Raw genomic sequence first — 19943 nt, 5'->3', positions numbered from 1 at the left:
CCACCGCTGCGCTCCACGAGGCGGCGTCTTCGAGGAGAGCTTCGGGTCGTAAGAGGGATTGACCCACTGCTGGCGGCCTGTCGGTCGCGCCGGTGTCGCGAAGGCGGCAGGGGCAGGCCCTCACGTCTGTCCGCACCGGGGCCACTTCCCGCTACCCTCCCGGCCCATGACCTCCGCTCGCGTCCCCGGCTCCCCGTTGCGGGTGGGCCTCCTTGGTTATGGCCTGTCCGGCTCACGCTTCCATGGGCCCCTCATCGCCGCGGAGCCCGCGTTCAGCCTGGCCGCCGTGGCTTCGAGCCGCGCGGAGGCCGTGGCTCGCGAATGGCCGGGCGTGCGCACCGGCACCGTGGAGTCGCTGCTGACGGATCCGGACCTGGAGGTGCTCGTCGTGTGCACTCCCAATGACGTGCACGCGTCGCTCGCGGAACAGGCGCTGCGCGCAGGGAAGCACGTGGTGGTGGAGAAGCCCTTCGCGTTGGACGCGGAGGAAGCGCTGCGGCTGGACGCGCTCGCGAAGGAGCGGGGCCTGTGCCTCACCGTGTTCCACAACCGGCGCTGGGACGGTGACTTCCTCACCGTGCGTCAACTGCTGGAGCAGGGACGGCTGGGGACGCTCTACAGCGTGGAGAGCCACTTCGATCGCTTCCGGCCCCAGGTGAAGGCGCGCTGGAAGGAGCAGGACGTGCCCGGCGGCGGCACGCTGTGGGATCTGGGCTCGCATCTCGTCGACCAGGCCGTGCAGCTCTTCGGCCTGCCGGAATCCGTGGCCGCGGACCTGGGCCGGCAGCGTCCGGGCGCGCAGGGCACGGACTGGTTCCACCTGGTGCTGCGCTACGGCACGCTGCGCGTGGTGCTGCACTCCGGCTCCGTGGTGCACGACCCGTGGCCACGCTTCGTGTTGCAGGGGGACCGGGATGCGTACGTGAAGTCCGCGCTGGATCCGCAGGAAGGACAGCTCGAAGCGGGCCTGCGTCCCGGCCATCCGGACTTCGGCCGCGAGCCCGCGGAGCGCCATGGTCGGTTGCTGGCCTCGGGAGAAACCGTCACCACCGTGCCCGGTGACTACGGCCAGTTCTACCGGCGGCTCGGCGCCGCGATCCTGCACGGCGCGCCGGTGCCCGTGACGGCCCTGAGCGCGAGCGAAACCGTGCGCGTCCTCCAGGCTGCGCTCCAGAGCGACCGGGAAGGCCGCCGCATCACCCTGCCCCCTCGGGACTGAGTCAGAGCACCTTCTCCAGCACGAGGAACGTGGGCGACGTGTAGCCCGCGTGCGTGCCGTGGGAATGGAAGCCGTAGCCCTGGCGCGCATACCACGCATGGTGCGACGTGAGCGCGAGCCGGACCGACAGGCGCACACGCGTCTGGCCCAGCTCGCGCGCTCTGGATTCCACCGCCTGCATGAGGCGCAGCGACACGCCCTGTCCCCGGTACGACGGCAGCACCGCGAGCCGGTCCAGGTAAAGGTGATCCGCCTTCGGGTGGAAGAACACGCAGCCGACGAGGATGCCGTCCGCCTCCGCGACGAAGGCGCCGCCGTCCGAAAGCTCGCGCCTGACCACGGCCTCCGTCTTGTCGTGCGCGCTGGAGGGCGGATCCAGGCGGCCCCGGTATTCCTCGAAGGCGTCGCGCAGCACCTGCGTGAGCCGCGCGGCATCGGTGGGCACGGCTTCGCGGATCAGGGAGGACTCAGGCATTCCCGAAGTCTAGTGGAAACATCAGGCGCGGGCGTTCCACCACCACGGTGAAACACCGCTGAGACACGTTCCCAGACACCGGGCGTGGAGCGGAATTCCCGCGATATTCCCCTGTTCGTACGTGCGCGCGCCCGAGCGGGCTGACAGCCAGGCCCCCGTGAGCAAATCGCTGCGGCCGTGTCGGAGGGACTGTCTACTATCCCGCGCGCTCGCGAGCCCGGGAACCCGTCACATCGCCTTCCCGAGCGTTCGCGAGGCCCCCTCCAAGGAGTCGCAGGTCCATGGCTTCCACCCCTGAGCAGAAGCGCGCGCGGCTGGCGGAATTGCTGCGCGAGAAGCGCCGCCCCACGTCCCGTGTCCCGGCGTCGTTCGGTCAGGAGCGCATGTGGTTCCAGGAGCGGCTGGCGCCGGGGCAGGCGGGGTTGAACCTCCTCTATTCGGTGCGCCTGGAGGGACGGCTCGACGTGCCCTCACTGGCAGGCAGCCTGAACGAGGTGGTGCGCCGCCACGCGGTGCTGCGAACCACCTTCGTGGAGCAGGACGGACGGCCATGGCAGCGCATCGTGCCCGAGCTGGACGTGCCCTTGCCCGTCGTGCCGGTGGCGGATGCCGACGAGGCCTGGCGCCGGCTGCATGAGGAGGCCCGCGCGCCGTTCGACCTGGAGCAGGGGCCGCTGGTGCGCGCCGTGCTGTTCGCCGTCTCTCCAGCCGAACACCTGTTGCTGCTGGCGCTGCACCACACCGTGTCCGACGGCTGGTCCATGGGCCTGCTGGTGCACGAGCTGGGCGTCCTCTACGAGGCCCTGGCTTCCGGGGGAACGCCGGTGCTGCCCGCGCTGGCGTTGCAGTACGCGGACTTCTCCGTGTGGCAGCGCGAGGCGTTGAAGGGCGAGGCGCTGGAGGCGGCGGTCGACGTGTGGCGTGCGCGGCTGGATGCGCGGGCCGTGCTGTCGTTGCCCACGGACCGGCCTCGAACCGGACAGGTGGACAGCCGGGGCGCGACCGTGTCCGCGATGCTGCCCGGCACGCTGCTCCAGCGGCTCACCGCCCTGGCGGGACAGGAGGGCACCACCCTGTTCACCGTGTTGATCGCGGGCTTCAAGCTGCTGCTCCTGCGCTACTCCGGCCAAGACGATCTCACGGTCGGCACGCCTGTCGCGGGACGCTCGCGCGCGGAGCTGGAGCCGCTGGTCGGGTTGTTCGTCAACACGCTCGCGCTGCGCACGTCGCTCGCGGGGGACCCGTCGTTCCGCGCGCTCATCGGCCGCGTGCAGGCGACGTCGGTGGAAGCCTTCGCGCACCAGGACGTGCCGTTCGAAAAGCTGGTGGAGGTCCTCCAGCCTCCGCGCCACCTGGACGTGCCGCCGTTCTTCCAGGTGATGTTCGTCCTGCAGAACACGCCCCTCCCGGCCGTGCGGCTGCCGGGGTTGTCGCTGGACGCGCAGCTCGTGGACAGTGGCTTCGCGCAGTTCGACCTGACCCTCTTCGCCTTCGAACAGGCGGACGGCCTGCGCCTCACCGCCGAGTACCGCACCGCCCTCTTCGACGAGGCCACGATGGCGCGGCTGATGGGCCACCTGCGCGTCCTGCTGGAGGACGCTGTCTCCCGTCCGGAGGCGCGCCTGTCGGAGTTGTCCCTCCTGGATGCGGCGGAGCGGCAGCGCGTGCTCCAGGCGTGGAACGGGCCCCGTGAGGCGTACCCGCGTGGGGTACTGCTGCATCAACTGGTGGAAGCGCAGGTGGCGCGCACCCCGGACGCGGTGGCCGTCACGTTCGGAGAGACGGCGCTCACGTATGCGCAGCTGGATGCGCGGGCCAACCAGCTCGCGTGGCACCTGCGGCCGATGGGCGTGGGGCCAGAGGTTCGCGTCGGGTTGATGCTGGAGCGGTCGCTGGAGCTGGTGGTGGCGCTGCTCGCGACGTTGAAGGCGGGAGGGGCGTACGTTCCCCTGGATCCGTCCCTGCCCGCGCAGCGGCTCGCGTGGATGTTCGAGGATGCCCGGCCCGCCGTGGTGCTCATCCAGGAGCGGCTGGTGGCGCGGCTTCCGGCCGGTGACGGCGTGCCGGTGCTCCGGTTGGACTCCCAGTGGGCGGAGGTGGCGCGGCAGCCGTCCGGGACGCCGCCTGCGGTGGCCTCCGAGGATGCTCTGGCCTACGTCATCTTCACCTCCGGGAGCACCGGACGGCCGAAGGGCGCGATGAACGCGCACGTGGGCATCGTCAACCGGCTCCTCTGGATGCAGGGGGCGCAGCCGCTGTCACCGGACGACGTGGTGTTGCAGAAGACGCCGTACAGCTTCGACGTGTCCGTATGGGAGTTCTTCTGGCCGCTGATGACGGGGGCGCGGCTGGTGGTGGCTCGGCCCGGGGGACACCAGGAGCCGGGCTACCTGGCGGACCTCATCGCGCACGAGCGCATCACCGTCACGCACTTCGTGCCGTCCATGCTCCAGGCGTTCCTGGAGGAGTCCGGTCTGGAGCGGTGCGCATCGCTGCGCCGGGTGGTGTGCAGCGGTGAGGCGCTGCCGTCGGAGCTCGCGGAGCGGTGCCTGGCGCGGCTGCCCGGCATCCGGCTGCACAACCTCTATGGCCCCACCGAGGCCGCGGTGGAGGTCACCGCGTACGAGTGCGTGCGCGGGGCGCTGGGCCGCTCCGTGCCCATCGGCCATCCGGTGGCGAATACGCGGATCCGGCTGCTGGATGCGTCACTGCGGCCGGTGCCCCAGGGGGTTCCCGGCGAGCTGTTCATCGGAGGCGTGCAGGTGGGGCGTGGCTACCTGGGCCGGCCGGACCTGACCGCGGAGCGCTTCATCCCCGACGCGTACAGCGACACGCCCGGGGCCCGGCTGTACCGCACGGGGGACCTCGCCCGGTGGCTGCCCGACGGCGCCATCGAGTACCTGGGCCGCACCGACTTCCAGGTGAAGGTGCGCGGGCTGCGCATCGAGCTGGGGGAGATTGAAGCCGCGCTGGAGCAGCACCCGACCGTGCGGCAGGCCGTCGTCGTGGCGTTGCCCGGCATCACGGCGAGCGACACGCGGCTGGTGGCGTACCTCGTCTGCGGGGCGGACGTGCCGGAGGCGGAGGTCTTTCGGACGTTCCTCGCGGAGAAGCTCCCCGAGTACATGGTGCCCGGGGCCTTCGTCCCGCTGGACGTCCTGCCCCTGACGTCCAGCGGCAAGGTCGACCGCAAGGCCCTGCCCACGCCGGACGTCGTCGCGGCCGTGGCTCCTGAGTACGTGGCGCCGCGCACGCCCACGGAGGAGCGGCTGGCTTCGCTGTGGGCGGAGCTGCTGCGCGTGGAGCGCGTGGGCGTGCATGACGACTTCTTCGCGCTGGGCGGCCATTCGCTGCTCGCCACGCAGCTCCTTTCGCGCATCCGGGCGGCGTTGCAGGTCGAGCTGTCCCTGCGATCGGTGTTCAAGACGCCCACGCTCGCGGCCCTGGCGTCCGTCCTGGATGAGGCCCAGGGACGGACTCCGGGTTCGCGGACGCCGGTCCTGCGGCCCGTGCCTCGCGACGGGGAGTTGGCGCTGTCCTTCGCGCAGCAGCGCCTGTGGTTCCTGGAGCAGCTTCAGCCTGGCTCCGTTGCCTACAACCTGCCTGGGAGCGTCCTGCTCGAAGGCGTGCTCCACGTTCCCGCGTTGAGGCAGGCCCTGGATGCGTTGGTCCAGCGTCATGAGGTGCTGCGCACCACGTTCGCCGACGGGGCACATGGCCCTGTCCAGCGCATCGCGGCCGAGGCTGCGTGCCCGTTCGAGGTCGTGGACCTGGACGCGCTGCCACCGAGCACGCCCGAAGCCGCAGTGCACCGGAACGCCCGCTTTCAACACACGCGCGACGCGGGACAGCCGGATGACCTCGGTGCTGTGGCGGCGGGCACGCCCCTCCCGGGCACTCATGCAGCCACACAGCGAGATGTGACCGGTACCGATGCCGTCGCGCCGGGTGCCATGCCGTTCGACGCGCGCGAGGCCCGGCTGCGGGACTTCTTCTCCGAACAGGCACAGCGGCCTTTCGACCTGGCTCGGGGGCCGCTCTTCCGCGCGGTGCTCGTGCGGCTGGAGGAGACGCGGCACGTGCTGCTCGTGCTCACGCACCACATCGCCTCGGATGGCTGGTCCACAGGGGTGCTCGTGCGCGAGCTGGTGGCCCTGTACCGGGGCTTTGCTTCCGGCGTGCAGGCTCCGCTTCCGCCGCTTCCCATCCAGTACGCGGACTTCGCCGCGTGGCAGCGGCAGTGGCTTCAGGGGGATGTGCTCCGGGCGCAGCTTGCGTGGTGGCGTGAGCAGCTCACGGGGGCGCCTCCGCTCTTGATGCTTCCCACGGACCGGCCTCGCCCGGCGGTGCAGACGTTCTCTGGAGACCTGCTCCCGGTCCGACTGTCCCGGAAGCTCATGGAGGGCGTGCATGCCGTGGCGAGGCAGTCAGGCGCCACGCCGTTCATGGTGATGCTGGCCGCGTACCAGCTCCTGCTGTCGCGGTATGCCGGGCAGGACGACGTCAGCGTGGGCGCTCCCATCGCGGGCCGCACGCGTTCGGAGACGGAGGGGTTGATCGGCTTCTTCGTCAACACGCTCGTGCTGCGTGCGCGCATCGACCCGCGCGCTTCGTTCCGGACGCTGCTGGCGCAGGTGCGCACCACCACGCTCGGCGCCTTCGAACACCAGGACGTTCCCTTCGAGAAGCTGGTGGAGGAGCTCCAGCCCGCGCGCGACCCGAGCCACTCGCCCTTCTTCCAGGTCACCCTCACCCTCCAGAACGCGCCCACCGCGGAGTGGCGACTCCCGGACCTCACGCTGCGCGAGCTGCCTCCGTCCTTCACTCCGTCGAAGTACGACTTCAGCCTCATCCTGGAGGAGTCGCCGGAGGGCTTCAGCGGGAGCCTTCACTACAACACCGACCTCTTCGACGCGGCCTTCCTCCAGGAGTTGATGCGGGGCTACGCCACGTTGCTGGAAGCGCTTCCCGGACAGCTGGAGGTTCCGGCGGAGCGCCTGCCGCTCATGCCTACGGAGGCACGGCGCCAGGTGCTGGAGGACTGGAGCGGGGCTTCCTGCGTCCGGGACTTCTCCACGCAGTCCATCCCGGCTCGCTTCGCGGAGCAGGTCGCGCGGACGCCGGACGCGGTGGCGCTCGAGTCCGAGGCCGGCACCCTGACCTATGCGCGGCTGGAGGCCCGGGCGAACCAGCTCGCGCATCACCTGCGCGCTTCGGGCATCGCGGAGGGCAGCCGCGTCGCGGTGCTGTTGCCCCGCTCGCCGGACCTCATTGTCGCGCTGCTGGCCGTGCTCAAGGCCGGGGCGGCTTATGTCCCCATCGACCTGCATGCCCCTCCCGAGCGCTGGTCCCTGCTGCTGGAGCAGTCCGGGGCGGCGGTGGTCGTCACGCTGGAGGCACTCGCGGATGAGCTTCCGTCGCTGATGACGCCGCTGGTGCTGCTGGATGCGGACGCGGCCCGGGTGGCGTCACGTTCGGAGAACGCTGTGCTGGAGCAGCGCTCGGAGGGGGACCGGCTGGCCTATGTCCTCTTCACCTCGGGCTCCACGGGGACGCCCAAGGGCGTCTGTGTTCCGCATCGCGCCGTGCTGCGGCTGGTGGTGGACACCGGCTTCATGCGCTTCGGTCCGGAGGAGGTCGTCCTGCAGCTCGCGCCGGCCGCGTTCGATGCGTCCACCCTCGAAATCTGGGGGGCGCTGCTTCATGGCGCCCGGCTCGTGCTCGCGCCTCCGGGGGAGCTGTCCCTCGCGCGCATCGCGGACGTCCTCACCGGGCACAAGGTCACCACGTTGTGGCTCACGGCCTCCCTCTTCGAGCAGATGGCCGTGCACCATCCGGAGGCCCTCGTTTCCGTGGCGCAGGTGCTGGCGGGCGGTGATGTGCTCCCGGCTTCCCGTGTGCGGGAGCACCTGGCCCGGTTGCCTTCGGGCGCGGTGCTGATCAACGGCTACGGGCCCACCGAGAACACCACCTTCTCCGCCACCCACCCGATGCATGCGGGCGACACGGTGGGGGCCTCCGTTCCCATCGGGCGTCCGCTGCCCCACTCCACCGCCTACGTGCTGGACCCGGCGATGCGGCCGGTGCCTCCGGGCCTGCCTGGAGAGCTGTACGTCGGCGGCGAAGGGCTGGCATGGGGCTACCTCCACCAACCCGCCCTCACCGCCGAGCGCTTCGTGCCCCATCCGTTCAGCACGGCGCCGGGTGCACGGCTCTACCGCACCGGCGACAGGACGCGCTGGCGCGCGGATGGAACGTTGGAGTTCCTGGGGCGCACCGACTTCCAGGTGAAGCTGCGCGGCTTCCGCATCGAACCAGGTGAGGTCGAGGCCGCCTTGCGCCTCCTGCCGGGTGTGCGGGAAGCCGTGGCCGTGGTTCGCGAGGACGTCGCCGGAGACAAGCGGCTGGTGGCCTACGTCGTCGGCGAGTCCCTGGACAGCAAGGCCCTGCGCGCCGCGCTCCAGGAGCGGCTCCCCGACTACATGATCCCCAGTGCCTTCGTGGTGCTGGAGGCCCTGCCCCTCAACGCCAACGGCAAGCTCGACCGTTCCGCCCTTCCCGCTCCCGAGTCCCCCGTGGCCTCGGCGGACCGGTACGTCGCGCCTCGCGATGCGGTGGAAGAACAGCTCGCCGCGCTCTTCGCCGAAGTGCTGCATGTGGCTCGCGTGGGCATCCACGATGACTTCTTCGACCTGGGCGGCCACTCCCTGCTGGCCACGCAGGTGGTGTCGCGCTTGCGGTCGACGCTGGGCGTGGAGCTGCCGCTGGGCGAGTTCTTCGCCGCGCCCACGGTGGAGACGCTCGCGGTCCGGGTGACGGCGCTGCGCTCGCGGGGAGATTCCCTTCCGGAGACTCCGCCGCTCGTGGCGGTGCCTCGCTCCGGCCCCGTGCCGCTGTCCTACGCGCAGCAGCGGCTGTGGTTCCTGGATCAACTCCAGCCCGGCAGCGCCTTCTACAACGTGCCCGGCATCCTGGTGCTCGACGGAGAGCTGGATGCCTCCGCGCTGGAGCGGTCCCTCCAGGCCCTGGTGCGACGGCATGAAGTCCTGCGCACCACGTTCGCGTCCGAGGGGGACTCGCCGGTCCAGCGGATCCACTCCGATGCGACGCTCACGCTGTCCGTCGTCTCGCTGGAGGCCACTCCCGAGGACCGCCGTGAAGCCGAGGCGCACCGTCACGCCGCCTCCGAAGCAGTGCGGCCCTTCGACCTGGGCACGGGGCCTCTCGTGCGCGCCGTGCTGCTGCGGCTGGATTCACGGCGTCACTGGTTGCTCCTCACGCTGCACCACATCGTCTCCGACGGTTGGTCCATCGGGGTCTTCGCTCGTGAGCTGGGCGCGCTGTACCGGGCCTTCGCTTCCGGTCGGGTTCCGGCGCTGGCGCCCCTGCCCCTCCAATACGCGGACTTCGCCGTGTGGCAGCGCTCCTGGCTCCAGGGGGATGTGCTCCAGGCGCAGCTTGCGTGGTGGCGTGAGCAGCTCGATGGCGCGCCCACCGCGCTGGAGTTGCCCACCGACCGGCCCCGTCCCTCCGCGCAGTCGTTCCGGGGGGCGTCGCTTCCCGTGTCGCTGTCCACGGGCGTGTCCGAAGCGGTGAAGGCGCTGGCGGCCCGGGAAGGCGCCACGCCGTTCATGGTGCTGCTCGCGGGCTTCCAACTGCTGCTGTCGCGCTACGCGGGGCAGGACGACGTGCTCGTGGGCTCCGCCATCGCCAACCGCAACCGCGCGGAGACGGAGGCGCTCATCGGCTTCTTCGTCAACACGCTGGTGCTGCGCGCGCGCATCGACCCGGGGGCCTCGTTCCGGACGCTGCTGGCCCAGGTGAAGGCGACGACGCTCGCGGCGTATGCGCACCAGGACCTCCCCTTCGAGAAGCTGGTGGAGGGGATGCAGGGCGCTCGGGACCTGAGCCGCTCTCCGCTGTTCCAGGTGGCGTTCACCTTCCAGAACGCTCCGGTGGACGCGCTGGACATTCCCGGCCTGCGGCTGGAGCTGCGCGGCGGGGCCATCACCACCGCGAAGTTCGACCTGGACTTCAGCCTCCAGGAGCGGGACGGCGCGTTCAGCGGTGACCTCAACTTCAGCACCGACCTCTTCGACGCCTCCACCGTCACCCGGATGATGGCGCACTTCGAGGTGCTGCTCGGCGCGCTCACGGCCCGCCCCGACGCATCGGTTCGGGAGCACTCGCTGCTCGGCGGTGATGAACGCCAGCGCGTGCTCGTGGACTGGAACGCCACGCACCGTCCGCTGACGCCCCACACCGTGCCGGAGCTGTTCGCGGCCCAGGTCCTCCGCGCTCCCGACGCGGTGGCCGTCCAGCACGAGGGGCAGGTGCTGACCTACTCGGCGCTGGCGGCACGGGCGCGGCGGCTGGCGTTGCGCCTGCGGGCCTCCGGACTCCGGCCCGAGGCACGCGTCGCGCTGTGCGTGGAGCGGGGGCTGGAGCTGGTGGTGGGGATGCTCGGCATCCTGGAGGCGGGCGGCTGCTACGTGCCCATGGACCCTGCCTATCCGCGCTCCCGCCTCGCGTTCATGTTCGAGGACTCGGGTGTCTCCGCGGTGGTGGGCCAGCGGGATTTGCTGAACACACTCCCCTCGCATTCCCTGCCCACGGTGTGCCTGGACACGGACGAGGCCGATCCGTCCCCCGTGCTCGCTTCCGGGGACGTCGCCGCGCGGCCGGAGCAGCTGGCGTACGTGCTCTACACGTCGGGCTCCACGGGCACGCCCAAGGGCGTGGGCATCACGCACCACTCCATCGTGCACCTGGTGCGGGACACGAACTACGTCCAGCTGGGGCCGGACGACTGCATGGTGCAGGCGGGGACGCCTTCGTTCGACCTGGCGACCTTCGAGGTCTGGGGCGCGCTGCTCAACGGTGCCCGGCTCGTCATCCTGTCGCGTGAGGTGACGCTGGCTCCGGCGGAACTGGCGCGCACGCTGCGCGAGGTGGGCGCCACCACGGCCCTGTTCGCCACGGCGCTGTTCCACACCGTGGCGCGCGAGGTGCCAGACGCGTTCGCCACGATGCGCGTGGTCATCTACGCGGGTGAGGCCGCGAACGCGGACGCGGCTCGCGCGGTGCTGCGCGCGGGGCCTCCAGGCCGGTTGGTCAACCTGTATGGCCCCACGGAGTGCACCGTGGGCGTTACCACGCACGACATCGTGGACCTGCCGGAGCACGCGACGTCTGTGCCCATCGGCCGGCCGATGACGCGCGTCCAGACGTACGTGCTGGATGCTCAACTACAGCCCGTGCCCGTGGGTGTCCCGGGCGAGCTGTACCTGGGCGGTGACGGACTGGCCCGGGGTTATCTGGGCCGCCCCGGGCTGACGGCGGAGCGCTTCGTGCCCTCCCCGTTTGGCGATGTGCCCGGGGCCCGGCTGTACCGCACGGGCGACCGCGTGCGGTGGCTGGCGGATGGGACGTTGGACTTCCTGGGCCGCATGGACACGCAGGTGAAGCTGCGCGGCTTCCGCATCGAACTGAGCGAGGTGGAGGCCATCGTCCGTCAGCACCCGTCGGTGAAGGCCGCGGTGGCCGGGGTGAACGAGGATCGCCTCGTGGCGTGGTACGTGCCGGGCGCTCCGGTGGAAGCGGCTGCACTGCGCGCCTTCGTCTCCGAACGGCTTCCCGCGCCGCTGGTGCCCTCCTCGTTCGTGTCGCTGGACGCGCTTCCGCTCACTCCCGTGGGCAAGGTGGACCGCAAGGCCCTGCCTGCTCCGGATGCGCGCTCGGTCGCCAGCGGGCCCGTGGCTCCGGAGCGGATGACCCTGTTCCAGCAGCGCATCGCCACGCTGTTCCAGGAGCTGCTCCGCCTGGAGTCCGTGGGGCTGCATGACGACTTCTTCGTCATCGGGGGCCATTCGCTGCTGGCCACGCAGCTCGTCTCCCGGCTGCGTTCGACCTTCGGCGTGGAGCTGCCGCTGCGCGCCCTCTTCGATGCGCCCACCGTCGCCCGGCTCACGGAGCGGGTGGAAGCCCTGCTCCTCTCGCGCGTCGCGGGTCCGCGCATCCCGGCGCTCGTCGCCACGTCGCGGGACCGGGACCTGCCGCTGTCCTTCGCGCAGCAGCGGCTGTGGGTGGTGGAACAACTGCGTCCGGGCGGCAGTCACTACAACATCGCCACCGCGCTGCGGCTGGACGGCGCGCTGGACGTGGAGGCGCTGCGCCGCGCCCTGGAGCGGGTCGTCTCCCGCCACGAAGCCCTTCGCACCACCTTCGCGATGAAGGACGGACAGCCCGTTCAGCGGGTGCACGCGGCCGGCGCGTGGGAGCTGCCCGTCACGGACCTGACCAACGCGCCCCGGGAGTCCCGCGAGGACGAGGCCCAGCGGCGCTCCGTGGAGGAGGCCGCGCTTCCGTTCGACCTGGGCCGGGGCCCTGTCCTTCGCACGCGGCTGCTGCGGCTGGAGTCACGGGAGCACCTGCTGCTCCTGTGCATGCACCACATCGTCTCCGACGGCTGGTCGCTGGGCGTGCTGGTCCGCGAGGTGGCCGAGGCCTACGAGGCGTTCACCTCCGGCCGGACGCCCGTGTTGCCGGCGCTGCCCGTGCAGCCCGCGGACTTCGCCGTGTGGCAGCGCTCCTGGCTCCAGGGGGACGTGCTGGCGCGGGAGGTGGCGTGGTGGAAGCAGCACCTCGCCGGGGCGCCCCAGGTGCTGGAGCTGCCCACGGACAAGGCGCGTCCCGCGCTCCAGTCCACGAAGGGGGCACTGCTTCCCGTGCACCTGCCGTCGGACGGGGTGGACCGGCTGGTGACGCTGGGCCGCTCGGAAGGCGCGACGCCGTACATGGCGCTGCTCGCGGTGTGGCAGGTGCTGCTGTCGCGGTACTCGCGGCAGGAGGAGCTGCTGGTGGGCTCGCCCATCGCGGGCCGGGACCACTCGGAGCTGGAGGGACTGGTCGGCTTCTTCGTGAACACGCTGGTGCTTCGCGGGCACGTGCGTCCGGGGGACTCGTTCCGCTCGCTGCTGGCCCGGGTGCGGGCCACGGCGCTCGCCGCCTTCGAGCACCAGGGCCTGCCCTTCGAGAAGCTGGTGGAGGAGCTTCAGGTGCCTCGCGACCTGAGCCGCAATCCGCTGGTGCAGGCGGTGTTCGCGCTCCAGAACGCGCCCACCGGCGAGCTGAAGGCACCGGGGCTCACGCTGCGGCCGGTGCCGGTGGACAACGCCACCGCGCGCTTCGACCTGGGCCTGCTGCTGCATGAGGCACCGGACGGCTTGCGCGGTGTCGTCGAATACAGCACCGACCTCTTCGAGCGTCCCACCGTGGAGCGGCTGGCCGGCCACCTGCTGACGTTGCTGGACGCGGTCGTCGCTGCTCCGGACGTGCCGCTGGCCCGGCTGGAATGGCTCACGCCCGGGGAGCGCGAGCAGGTGCTCACGACCTGGAACGCCACGGACGTGGACTATCCGCGCGAGTCGAACGTCGCGGAACGCTTCGCGCTCCAGGCCGCGCGGCGTCCGGAGGCCATCGCGCTGGAGTTCGGGGACTCGCGGCTGACGTACTCGCAGCTGGATGCCCGGGCGAATGCGCTGGCCTGGGTGCTGCGCTCGCGGGGCGTGGGACCGGATGCGCTGGTGGCCGTGTGCCTGGAGCGCTCCGTGGAGCTGGTCGTCACGCTCCTGGCCATCCTCAAGGCGGGTGGGGCCTACGTGCCCCTGGATGCCGCGTATCCGGCTCGGCGGCTGGCCCTCATGCTGGAGGACGCTCCGCCCTGGCTGCTCGTCACCACTCGCGTGCTGCGGGCATCACTGCCGGCCGCGGAGGACGTGCCGTGTGTCTTCGTGGAGGAGGTTCGCCTGGAGGGGCAGCCTTCCTCCGCTCCGGACGTGACGCTCTCCTCGCGGAACCTCGCGTACGTGGACTTCACCTCCGGCAGCACCGGCCGTCCCAAGGGCGTCGCCGTGGAGCACCGGGGCGTGCTGCGGCTCCTGCACGGTGCCACCTGGGCCCGCTTCACTCCGGACGAGACGTTCCTGCTGATGGCGCCCCTGTCCTTCGACGCGTCGACGCTGGAGCTGTGGGGCCCGCTCCTGTCGGGCGGCAGGCTCGTTGTCTTCCCACCCCAGCCCCCCACCGACCTGGAGCTGCTGGGGAAGGTCCTCCGCCGTCACGGTGTCACGTCGCTCTACCTGTCCGCGGGCTTGTTCGCGCAGGTGGTGGACGTGAAGCTGGAGGTGCTGCGTGGACTGCGGCAGCTCATCGTGGGCGGGGACGTGCTGTCCCCCACGCACACGCGCCGCGTGGTGGAGATGCTGGGCCTGCCGGTGGTCAACGGCTATGGCCCCACCGAGGCCACCGTCTTCGCCTGCTGCCTCCGCATGGAGCGGCCCGAGGACGTCCGGACCGAGGCCATTCCCATCGGGCCTCCCCTGCCGAACACGCGGACGTTCGTGGTGGACGGCTCGCTGCGGCCGGTGCCCGTGGGCGTGCCGGGGGAGCTGCTCATTGGAGGGGACGGGCTCGCGCGGGGCTACCTCTCCCGCCCGGACCTCACCGCCGAGCGCTTCATCCCCCACCCCTTCGCCACCACGCCCGGAGAGCGCGTGTACCGCACGGGCGACCGCGTGCGCTGGCGCGCGGATGGGAGCCTGGAGTTCCTGGGCCGCATCGACAGCCAGGTGAAGGTGCGCGGCTACCGTATCGAGCTGTCCGAGGTCGAAGCCGCCCTGCGGGACTGGCCCGCCCTCACCGACGCGGCGGTGCTCGTGCGCGAGGACGTGCCCGGTGACAAGCGGCTGGTGGCCTACGTGGTGGCTGGCGCACTGGACATCCCCGCGCTGCGTGAACACCTGCGGCAGCGGCTGCCCGAGTACATGGTCCCGGCCGCGTTCGTCGCGCTGCCCGTCCTGCCGCTCTCCGCCACCGGCAAGCTGGACCGGAAGGCCCTGCCCGCGCCGGACGTCGCGGCCAGTGCGCGCAAGGGCCGGTTCGTGGAGCCCGCGGATCCGTTGGAGGAACAGCTGGCCGCCGTCTGGGCCCGGGAGCTGGGCGCCCGGAGCGTTGGCGTTCATGACCACTTCTTCGAGGATCTGGGCGGCACGTCGCTCACCGTGGTCCGCGTCGCCAGCCGGCTGCACGAGGCGCTCCAGCGCGACGTGCCCGTGGTCTGGCTCTTCGAGCACCCCACGGTCCATGGACTGGCCCGGAGGCTGGAGCGCGAAGGGCTGAGCGCGCGCATGGGCACCGTGCCCACGCCGACGTCCGGAGCACACGTGCGCCCGGAGTCCGCGTCATTGGCGCAGACGGCCAGCACCGTGCGGTCCGTGTCGGTGCCTCCAGGCTCCGCTTCCGCCTCCGCGCCAATGCCTTCCGCCTCTGCGCCCGTGTCTTCGGGTCCCGCTTCCGCGCCTGCGCCCGTGTCTTCGGGGCCTGCCTCCGACTCCGCGCCCGTGCCTTCCACCTCCGTGCCTGCGCAGTCCGTGCCTGTGCCCGTGCCTTCCGGGACCGCGACGGACGGGACTTCGGCGCTGCCGTCGAACGCCATCGCCATCATCGGCATGTCCGGGCGCTTCCCCGGTGCGGCGTCGGTGGAGGAGTTCTGGCGCAACCTGCGCGAAGGCGTCGAGTCCATCTCCCGCTTCACTCCCGAGGAACTGGAGTCCATGCCCGGCCTGCCTCCGGGCGTGGAGCTGTCACAGCATCCGGGGTTCGTGCCTGCCCACGGCGTGCTCGCGGACATCGACCAGTTCGATCCCGCGTTCTTCGACATGTCCCTGCGCGAGGCGCAGTGGACCGACCCGCAGCAGCGGATGTTCCTCCAGTGCGCATGGGCGGCGCTGGAGGACGCGGGCCTCGACCCCGCTCGCTTCCCGGGCGTCATCTCCCTCTTCGCGGGGGCGAACGAGTCCGGCTACGCGAACGAGGTGCAGCGGCACCTGCCGTTGGACTCGGCGGCGTTCTTCGAGCTGTTCGGCACCGCGACCTACCAGAGCCTGCCGACGAAGGTGTCCTACAAGCTGGGACTCACCGGCGAGAGCATGCTCGTTTACACGGCGTGCTCCACGGGGCTCGTGGCGGTGCACGTCGCGTGTCAGAACCTGCTGTCCGGCCTGTCGGACGTGGCGCTCGCGGGCGCGACGCGGCTGTCGGTGCCGCAGCGCACCGGCTACGTGCACCAGGAGGGGATGATCTACTCCCCGGACGGCCACTGCCGCGCCTTCGATGCGAAGGGCCAGGGCACCGTCTCCGGCAGCGGCGTGGCCGCGGTGGTCCTCAAGCGGCTGGAGGACGCGGTCCGCGACGGCGACCCCATCCACGCCGTCATCCGAGCCACCGCCGTCAACAACGACGGGCGCGACAAGTCCGGCTTCACCGCGCCCAGCGTGCAGGGGCAGGCGACCGTCATCACCCAGGCACTGCGGCGCTCGGGCGTGACGGCGCGGGACATCGGCTACGTGGAGGCGCACGGGACGGCGACGCCCCTGGGCGACCCCATCGAGGTCGCGGCGCTCCAGCGCGCCTACGGCCTGGGCCCCGAGCACCAGGGCACCATCGCGCTCGGCTCGCTCAAGACGAACGTGGGCCACCTGGACACGGTGGCGGGGCTCGCGGGGCTCATCAAGGCCGCGCTGTCGCTGCGTGAGGAGGAGATTCCCCCCAGCCTCCACTTCGAGTCACCGAACCCGAGGATCGACTTCAACGCGGGGCCGTTCTTCGTCAACACGCGCCTGCGGCCGTGGCCCCGGGGGAAGACGCCCCGGCGCGCGGCGGTGAGCTCCTTTGGCGTGGGCGGGACGAACGCGCACGCCGTGCTGGAAGAGGCACCGGTCGTCCGGAGCGGGCCGACGGCGCGCTCGCACCAGCTCTTCGTGTTGTCAGCTCGCTCGCCGGAGTCCCTGGAGGCGGGGGCGCTGGCGCTGGCGTCGCACGTGCTGGCGGACCGGTCTCCGGAGGCGCTGGAGGCGGCGTCGTTGAAGCTGGCGGATCAGGTGCTGGCCGCGCGTTCGCCGGAAGCGTTGGAGGCGGCGGCGAAGCAGCTCGCGCTGCGGGTGCTGTCGGCGCGCTCGCCGGAGTCCCTGGAGGCGTTGTCGGCCCGGTTCGCCGTGGAGGTCGCGAGCGACGGGAGCGGGTTCGCGGACGCGGCGTACACGCAGGCCGTGGGACGGCGGGCCTTCGAGTACCGGCGCGTGGTGGTCGCGAGGGATGCGGAGGAACTGGCGAAGCAGCTTCGCAAGCCGGCCACGCCCGCGCGGTTGAAGGATGTGGAGGGGGCCCGCCGGAAGCGCGTGGCCTTCGTCTTCTCCGGCCAGGGCTCACAGCAGGTCGGCATGGGACGGGAGCTGTGCGCATCCGTGCCGGCGTTCCGCGCGCAGGTGGAGGCGTGCCTTGGATTGCTGGACGCGCCCCTGCGCTCGCGCGTGGACGCGCTGCTGCGTCCGGGACCGGGCCAGGAGGAGGAGGCTTCCGCCGCGCTCGCCGATACGCGCGTCGCGCTGCCTGCCCTGTTCACGGTGCAGGTGGCCCTGGCCCGGCTGTGGCGGGAGTGGGGCATCGTTCCGCACGCGGTGCTGGGACACAGCTTCGGTGAGTACGCCGCCGCCTGTGTCGCGGGCGTGCTCTCCCTGCCGGAGGCCCTGCGGCTGGCCGTTGCCCGAGGCGAGCTGATGCACCGGCTGCCTCCGGGCGCGATGCTTGGCGTGGCGTTGCCTGCGGCGGAGGTGCAGCCCCTGCTCTCCGGCCGGCTGACGCTCGCGGCGATCAACGCTCCGGACCGATGTGTCGTCTCCGGGCCCGTGGACGAGGTGGAGCGCTTCCAGGCGGTGTTGCAGCAGCGCAAGGCGGGCGCGGTGCGCATGCCGTCGGGTCATGCGTTCCACTCGGCGGACGTGGAGCCGTTGATGGGAGAGCTGGCGCGCGTGGTGGCTTCGCTCGAGAGGCATGAGCCTTCCGTGCGGTACGTCTCCAGCCTCACGGGCGCGCTGGCGCGGCCAGGGGAGCTGAGCGCTCCGGACTACTGGGCCACGCAGATGCGGCAGCCCGTGCGCTTCACCGACGCGGTGGGGGCCCTGCTGGAAGAGGGCTGCAGCGTGCTGCTGGAGGTGGGGCCCGGCCAGGACCTCACCCCGCTGATGCGCGCGTGCCTGGGCGAGGACAAGGAGCGCGTGAAGGCGCTCGCTTCGCTGCGCCGGGGCGGTGCGACGACGGAGCAGTCCGGGCTGTTGCAGTGCGTGGGTGAGCTGTGGATGCAGGGCCTGGAGGTGGACTGGACCGCGTTCTACGCCCACGAGCAGCGCCGCCGCGTGCACCTGCCGACGTACGCGTTCCTGCGCAAGCGCTGCTGGGTGGAGCCTCGCGTCCCTGGCAGTGCGTTGGTGGACGCGGGCGGTCATGGACCAGGCGCCGCTCAGACGGCCGCACCACAGCAACACATCGCCGAGGCTGGAGCCCGGACGGAGGCCCTGTCCTCCGCCTCCAGGGCCGTGCCTGCCACGGAGGCAACGACACTGCCCGCGAGCACGGGCGCAGTGACAGCCCCCCAGGCCCCGCTGTCTCCGGCCGCGCGGGCGCTGCCCTCCGCCGAGCCCCCTGCCCTTCCTCTCCCCGGCGGCCGTGAGGATGCGCCTCGCGGTGACGTGGAGGTGCGGATCGCCACGCTGTGGCGTGAGCGCCTGGGCGTGGACTTCGTCGGACGCGACGACAACTTCCTGGAACTGGGCGGCAACTCGCTCATGGCCGCGCAGCTCCTCAACCAGCTCCGCGACACCTTCCACGTCCAGGTGCCGCTGGCCGCCCTCTTCGAAGCGCCCACCGTCGCGGGGCTTGCCTCCCGCATCGAGCCGCTGCTCCAGCACGCCCCCACCCAGGAGCCCACGCGAGAGCTGCCCCTCGTGCCCCGCTCCCGGACGGAGCCGCTGCCCCTGTCCTTCGTCCAGGAGCGCGTCTGGCGCCTGGAGCAGTACCTCCCCGGCCTGTCCGCCTACACGATTCCCTTCGTCCTGCGCCTGGAAGGCCCCGCCGACGCCGCCATCCTGGAGCGCGCCATCCAGGAGGTCGTCCAGCGCCACGAGGCCCTGCGCACCACCTACGACGCCGTGGACGGCCGGCCCATGCAGCGCTTCCATCCCTTCGTGCGCATCCCGCTTCCCGTCGTGGAGGTGGAAGGCGCGCCGGAGGAACGCGAGGAGGCCGCCCTCCGCATCGCCCGCGAGGACGCCGCGCGCCCGTTCGACCTGGTGCACGGCCCCGTGCTGCGCACCACGCTCGTGCGCCTGCGCGCGGACCTGCACCTGCTGGTCTGCGCCATCCACCACATCGTCTGTGACACGCTCTCCACGGCCCTCTTCCTCCAGGAGGTGGGGCAGCTCTACGCCGCCTTCCTCCAGGGCAGGCCGTCCCCGCTGGCGCCCCTGCCCGTGCAGTACGCGGACTTCGGCGCGTGGCAGCGGCAGTCGCTCGCGGAGGCCCGCTTCCCCGAACAGGAGCAGTGGTGGCGTCAGCGGCTGGCCGGCATGCCCCGGCAGCTCGGCGTCCCCACGGACCGGCCCCGGCCCGCGAGCTGCCCGCTCACCTCCGAGCGCATGGTGCTGGACTTCCCACCCGCGCTCACCGAGGCGCTCATCGCCTTTGGACGCAGTGAGGGCTTCACGTCGTACATGACGGTGCTCGCCGCGTGGAACGCCCTCCTGCACCGCTACACCGGGCAGACGGACCTCATCGTCGGCACGCCCATCGGCAACCGCACGCGGCCGGAGCTGCTGCCGCTCATCGGCTACGTGGCGCACTCCGCCGCATTCCGCACCCACGTCGGGGATGACCCGAGCTTCCGCGAGCTCCTGCACCGCGTGCGGCGCGAGGTCACCGACGTGCAATCGCGGCCGGACGTGCCCTTCGAGCTGCTCGTCGAACAGCTCGTCCCCGGCCGGGACATCGGCCGTGAGCGCATGACGGACACGGTCTTCGTCTACCACTCGAATCTGGAGATGGGCGGCGACGCGCTGGCGGCCGTCGGGGCGCGGGGAACCTTCATCGAGGTGCCGGGCACGCCCGTGCAGTGGGGCGCCACGCTGTCGGACCTGACGCTCATCCTCACCGAGGAGCCCGGCCGCGTTCACGGCGCGCTGGAGTACGCGACGGAGCTGTTCGACGCCTCCACCGCCCGGCGGATGCTGGAGCACCTCCAGGTGCTGCTCGGCGCGGCGCTGGCCCGGCCCGAGGAGCCCCTCTCCCGCCTGCCGCTGGCCACCGAGGCCGAACGCCGGACATGGCCCGTCCCTCCGCCCGTCACGCACGCCCCGGTCC

Annotated in this window: 3 protein-coding genes; 2 read left to right on the top strand and 1 reads right to left on the bottom strand. The window is 71.8% G+C overall.

Features of this window, described 5'->3' with window-relative positions:
* Positions 1-166: 166 nt before the first annotated feature.
* Entirely contained in the window at positions 167-1219 is a 1053-nt protein-coding gene (locus D7W79_RS20395) for an oxidoreductase (RefSeq protein ID WP_120527056.1), read from the top strand.
* Position 1220: 1 nt separating this feature from the next.
* Here the strand turns inward: D7W79_RS20395 and D7W79_RS20390 are convergent, their stop codons facing one another.
* Positions 1221-1694, bottom strand: a complete 474-nt coding sequence (locus D7W79_RS20390) for a GNAT family N-acetyltransferase (protein ID WP_120527055.1) — start codon at positions 1692-1694, stop codon at positions 1221-1223.
* Between the two features lie 281 nt (positions 1695-1975).
* Between D7W79_RS20390 and D7W79_RS20385 the strand changes: the two genes are divergently transcribed.
* Positions 1976-19943 (top strand): non-ribosomal peptide synthase/polyketide synthase (locus D7W79_RS20385; RefSeq protein ID WP_120527054.1); only part of this gene is annotated, 17968 nt, incomplete at its 3' end.

The sequence above is a fragment of the Corallococcus exercitus genome (genome assembly GCF_003611585.1).
GTDB lineage: Bacteria > Myxococcota > Myxococcia > Myxococcales > Myxococcaceae > Corallococcus > Corallococcus exercitus.
This window is presented reverse-complemented; position numbering and strand designations above follow the sequence as displayed.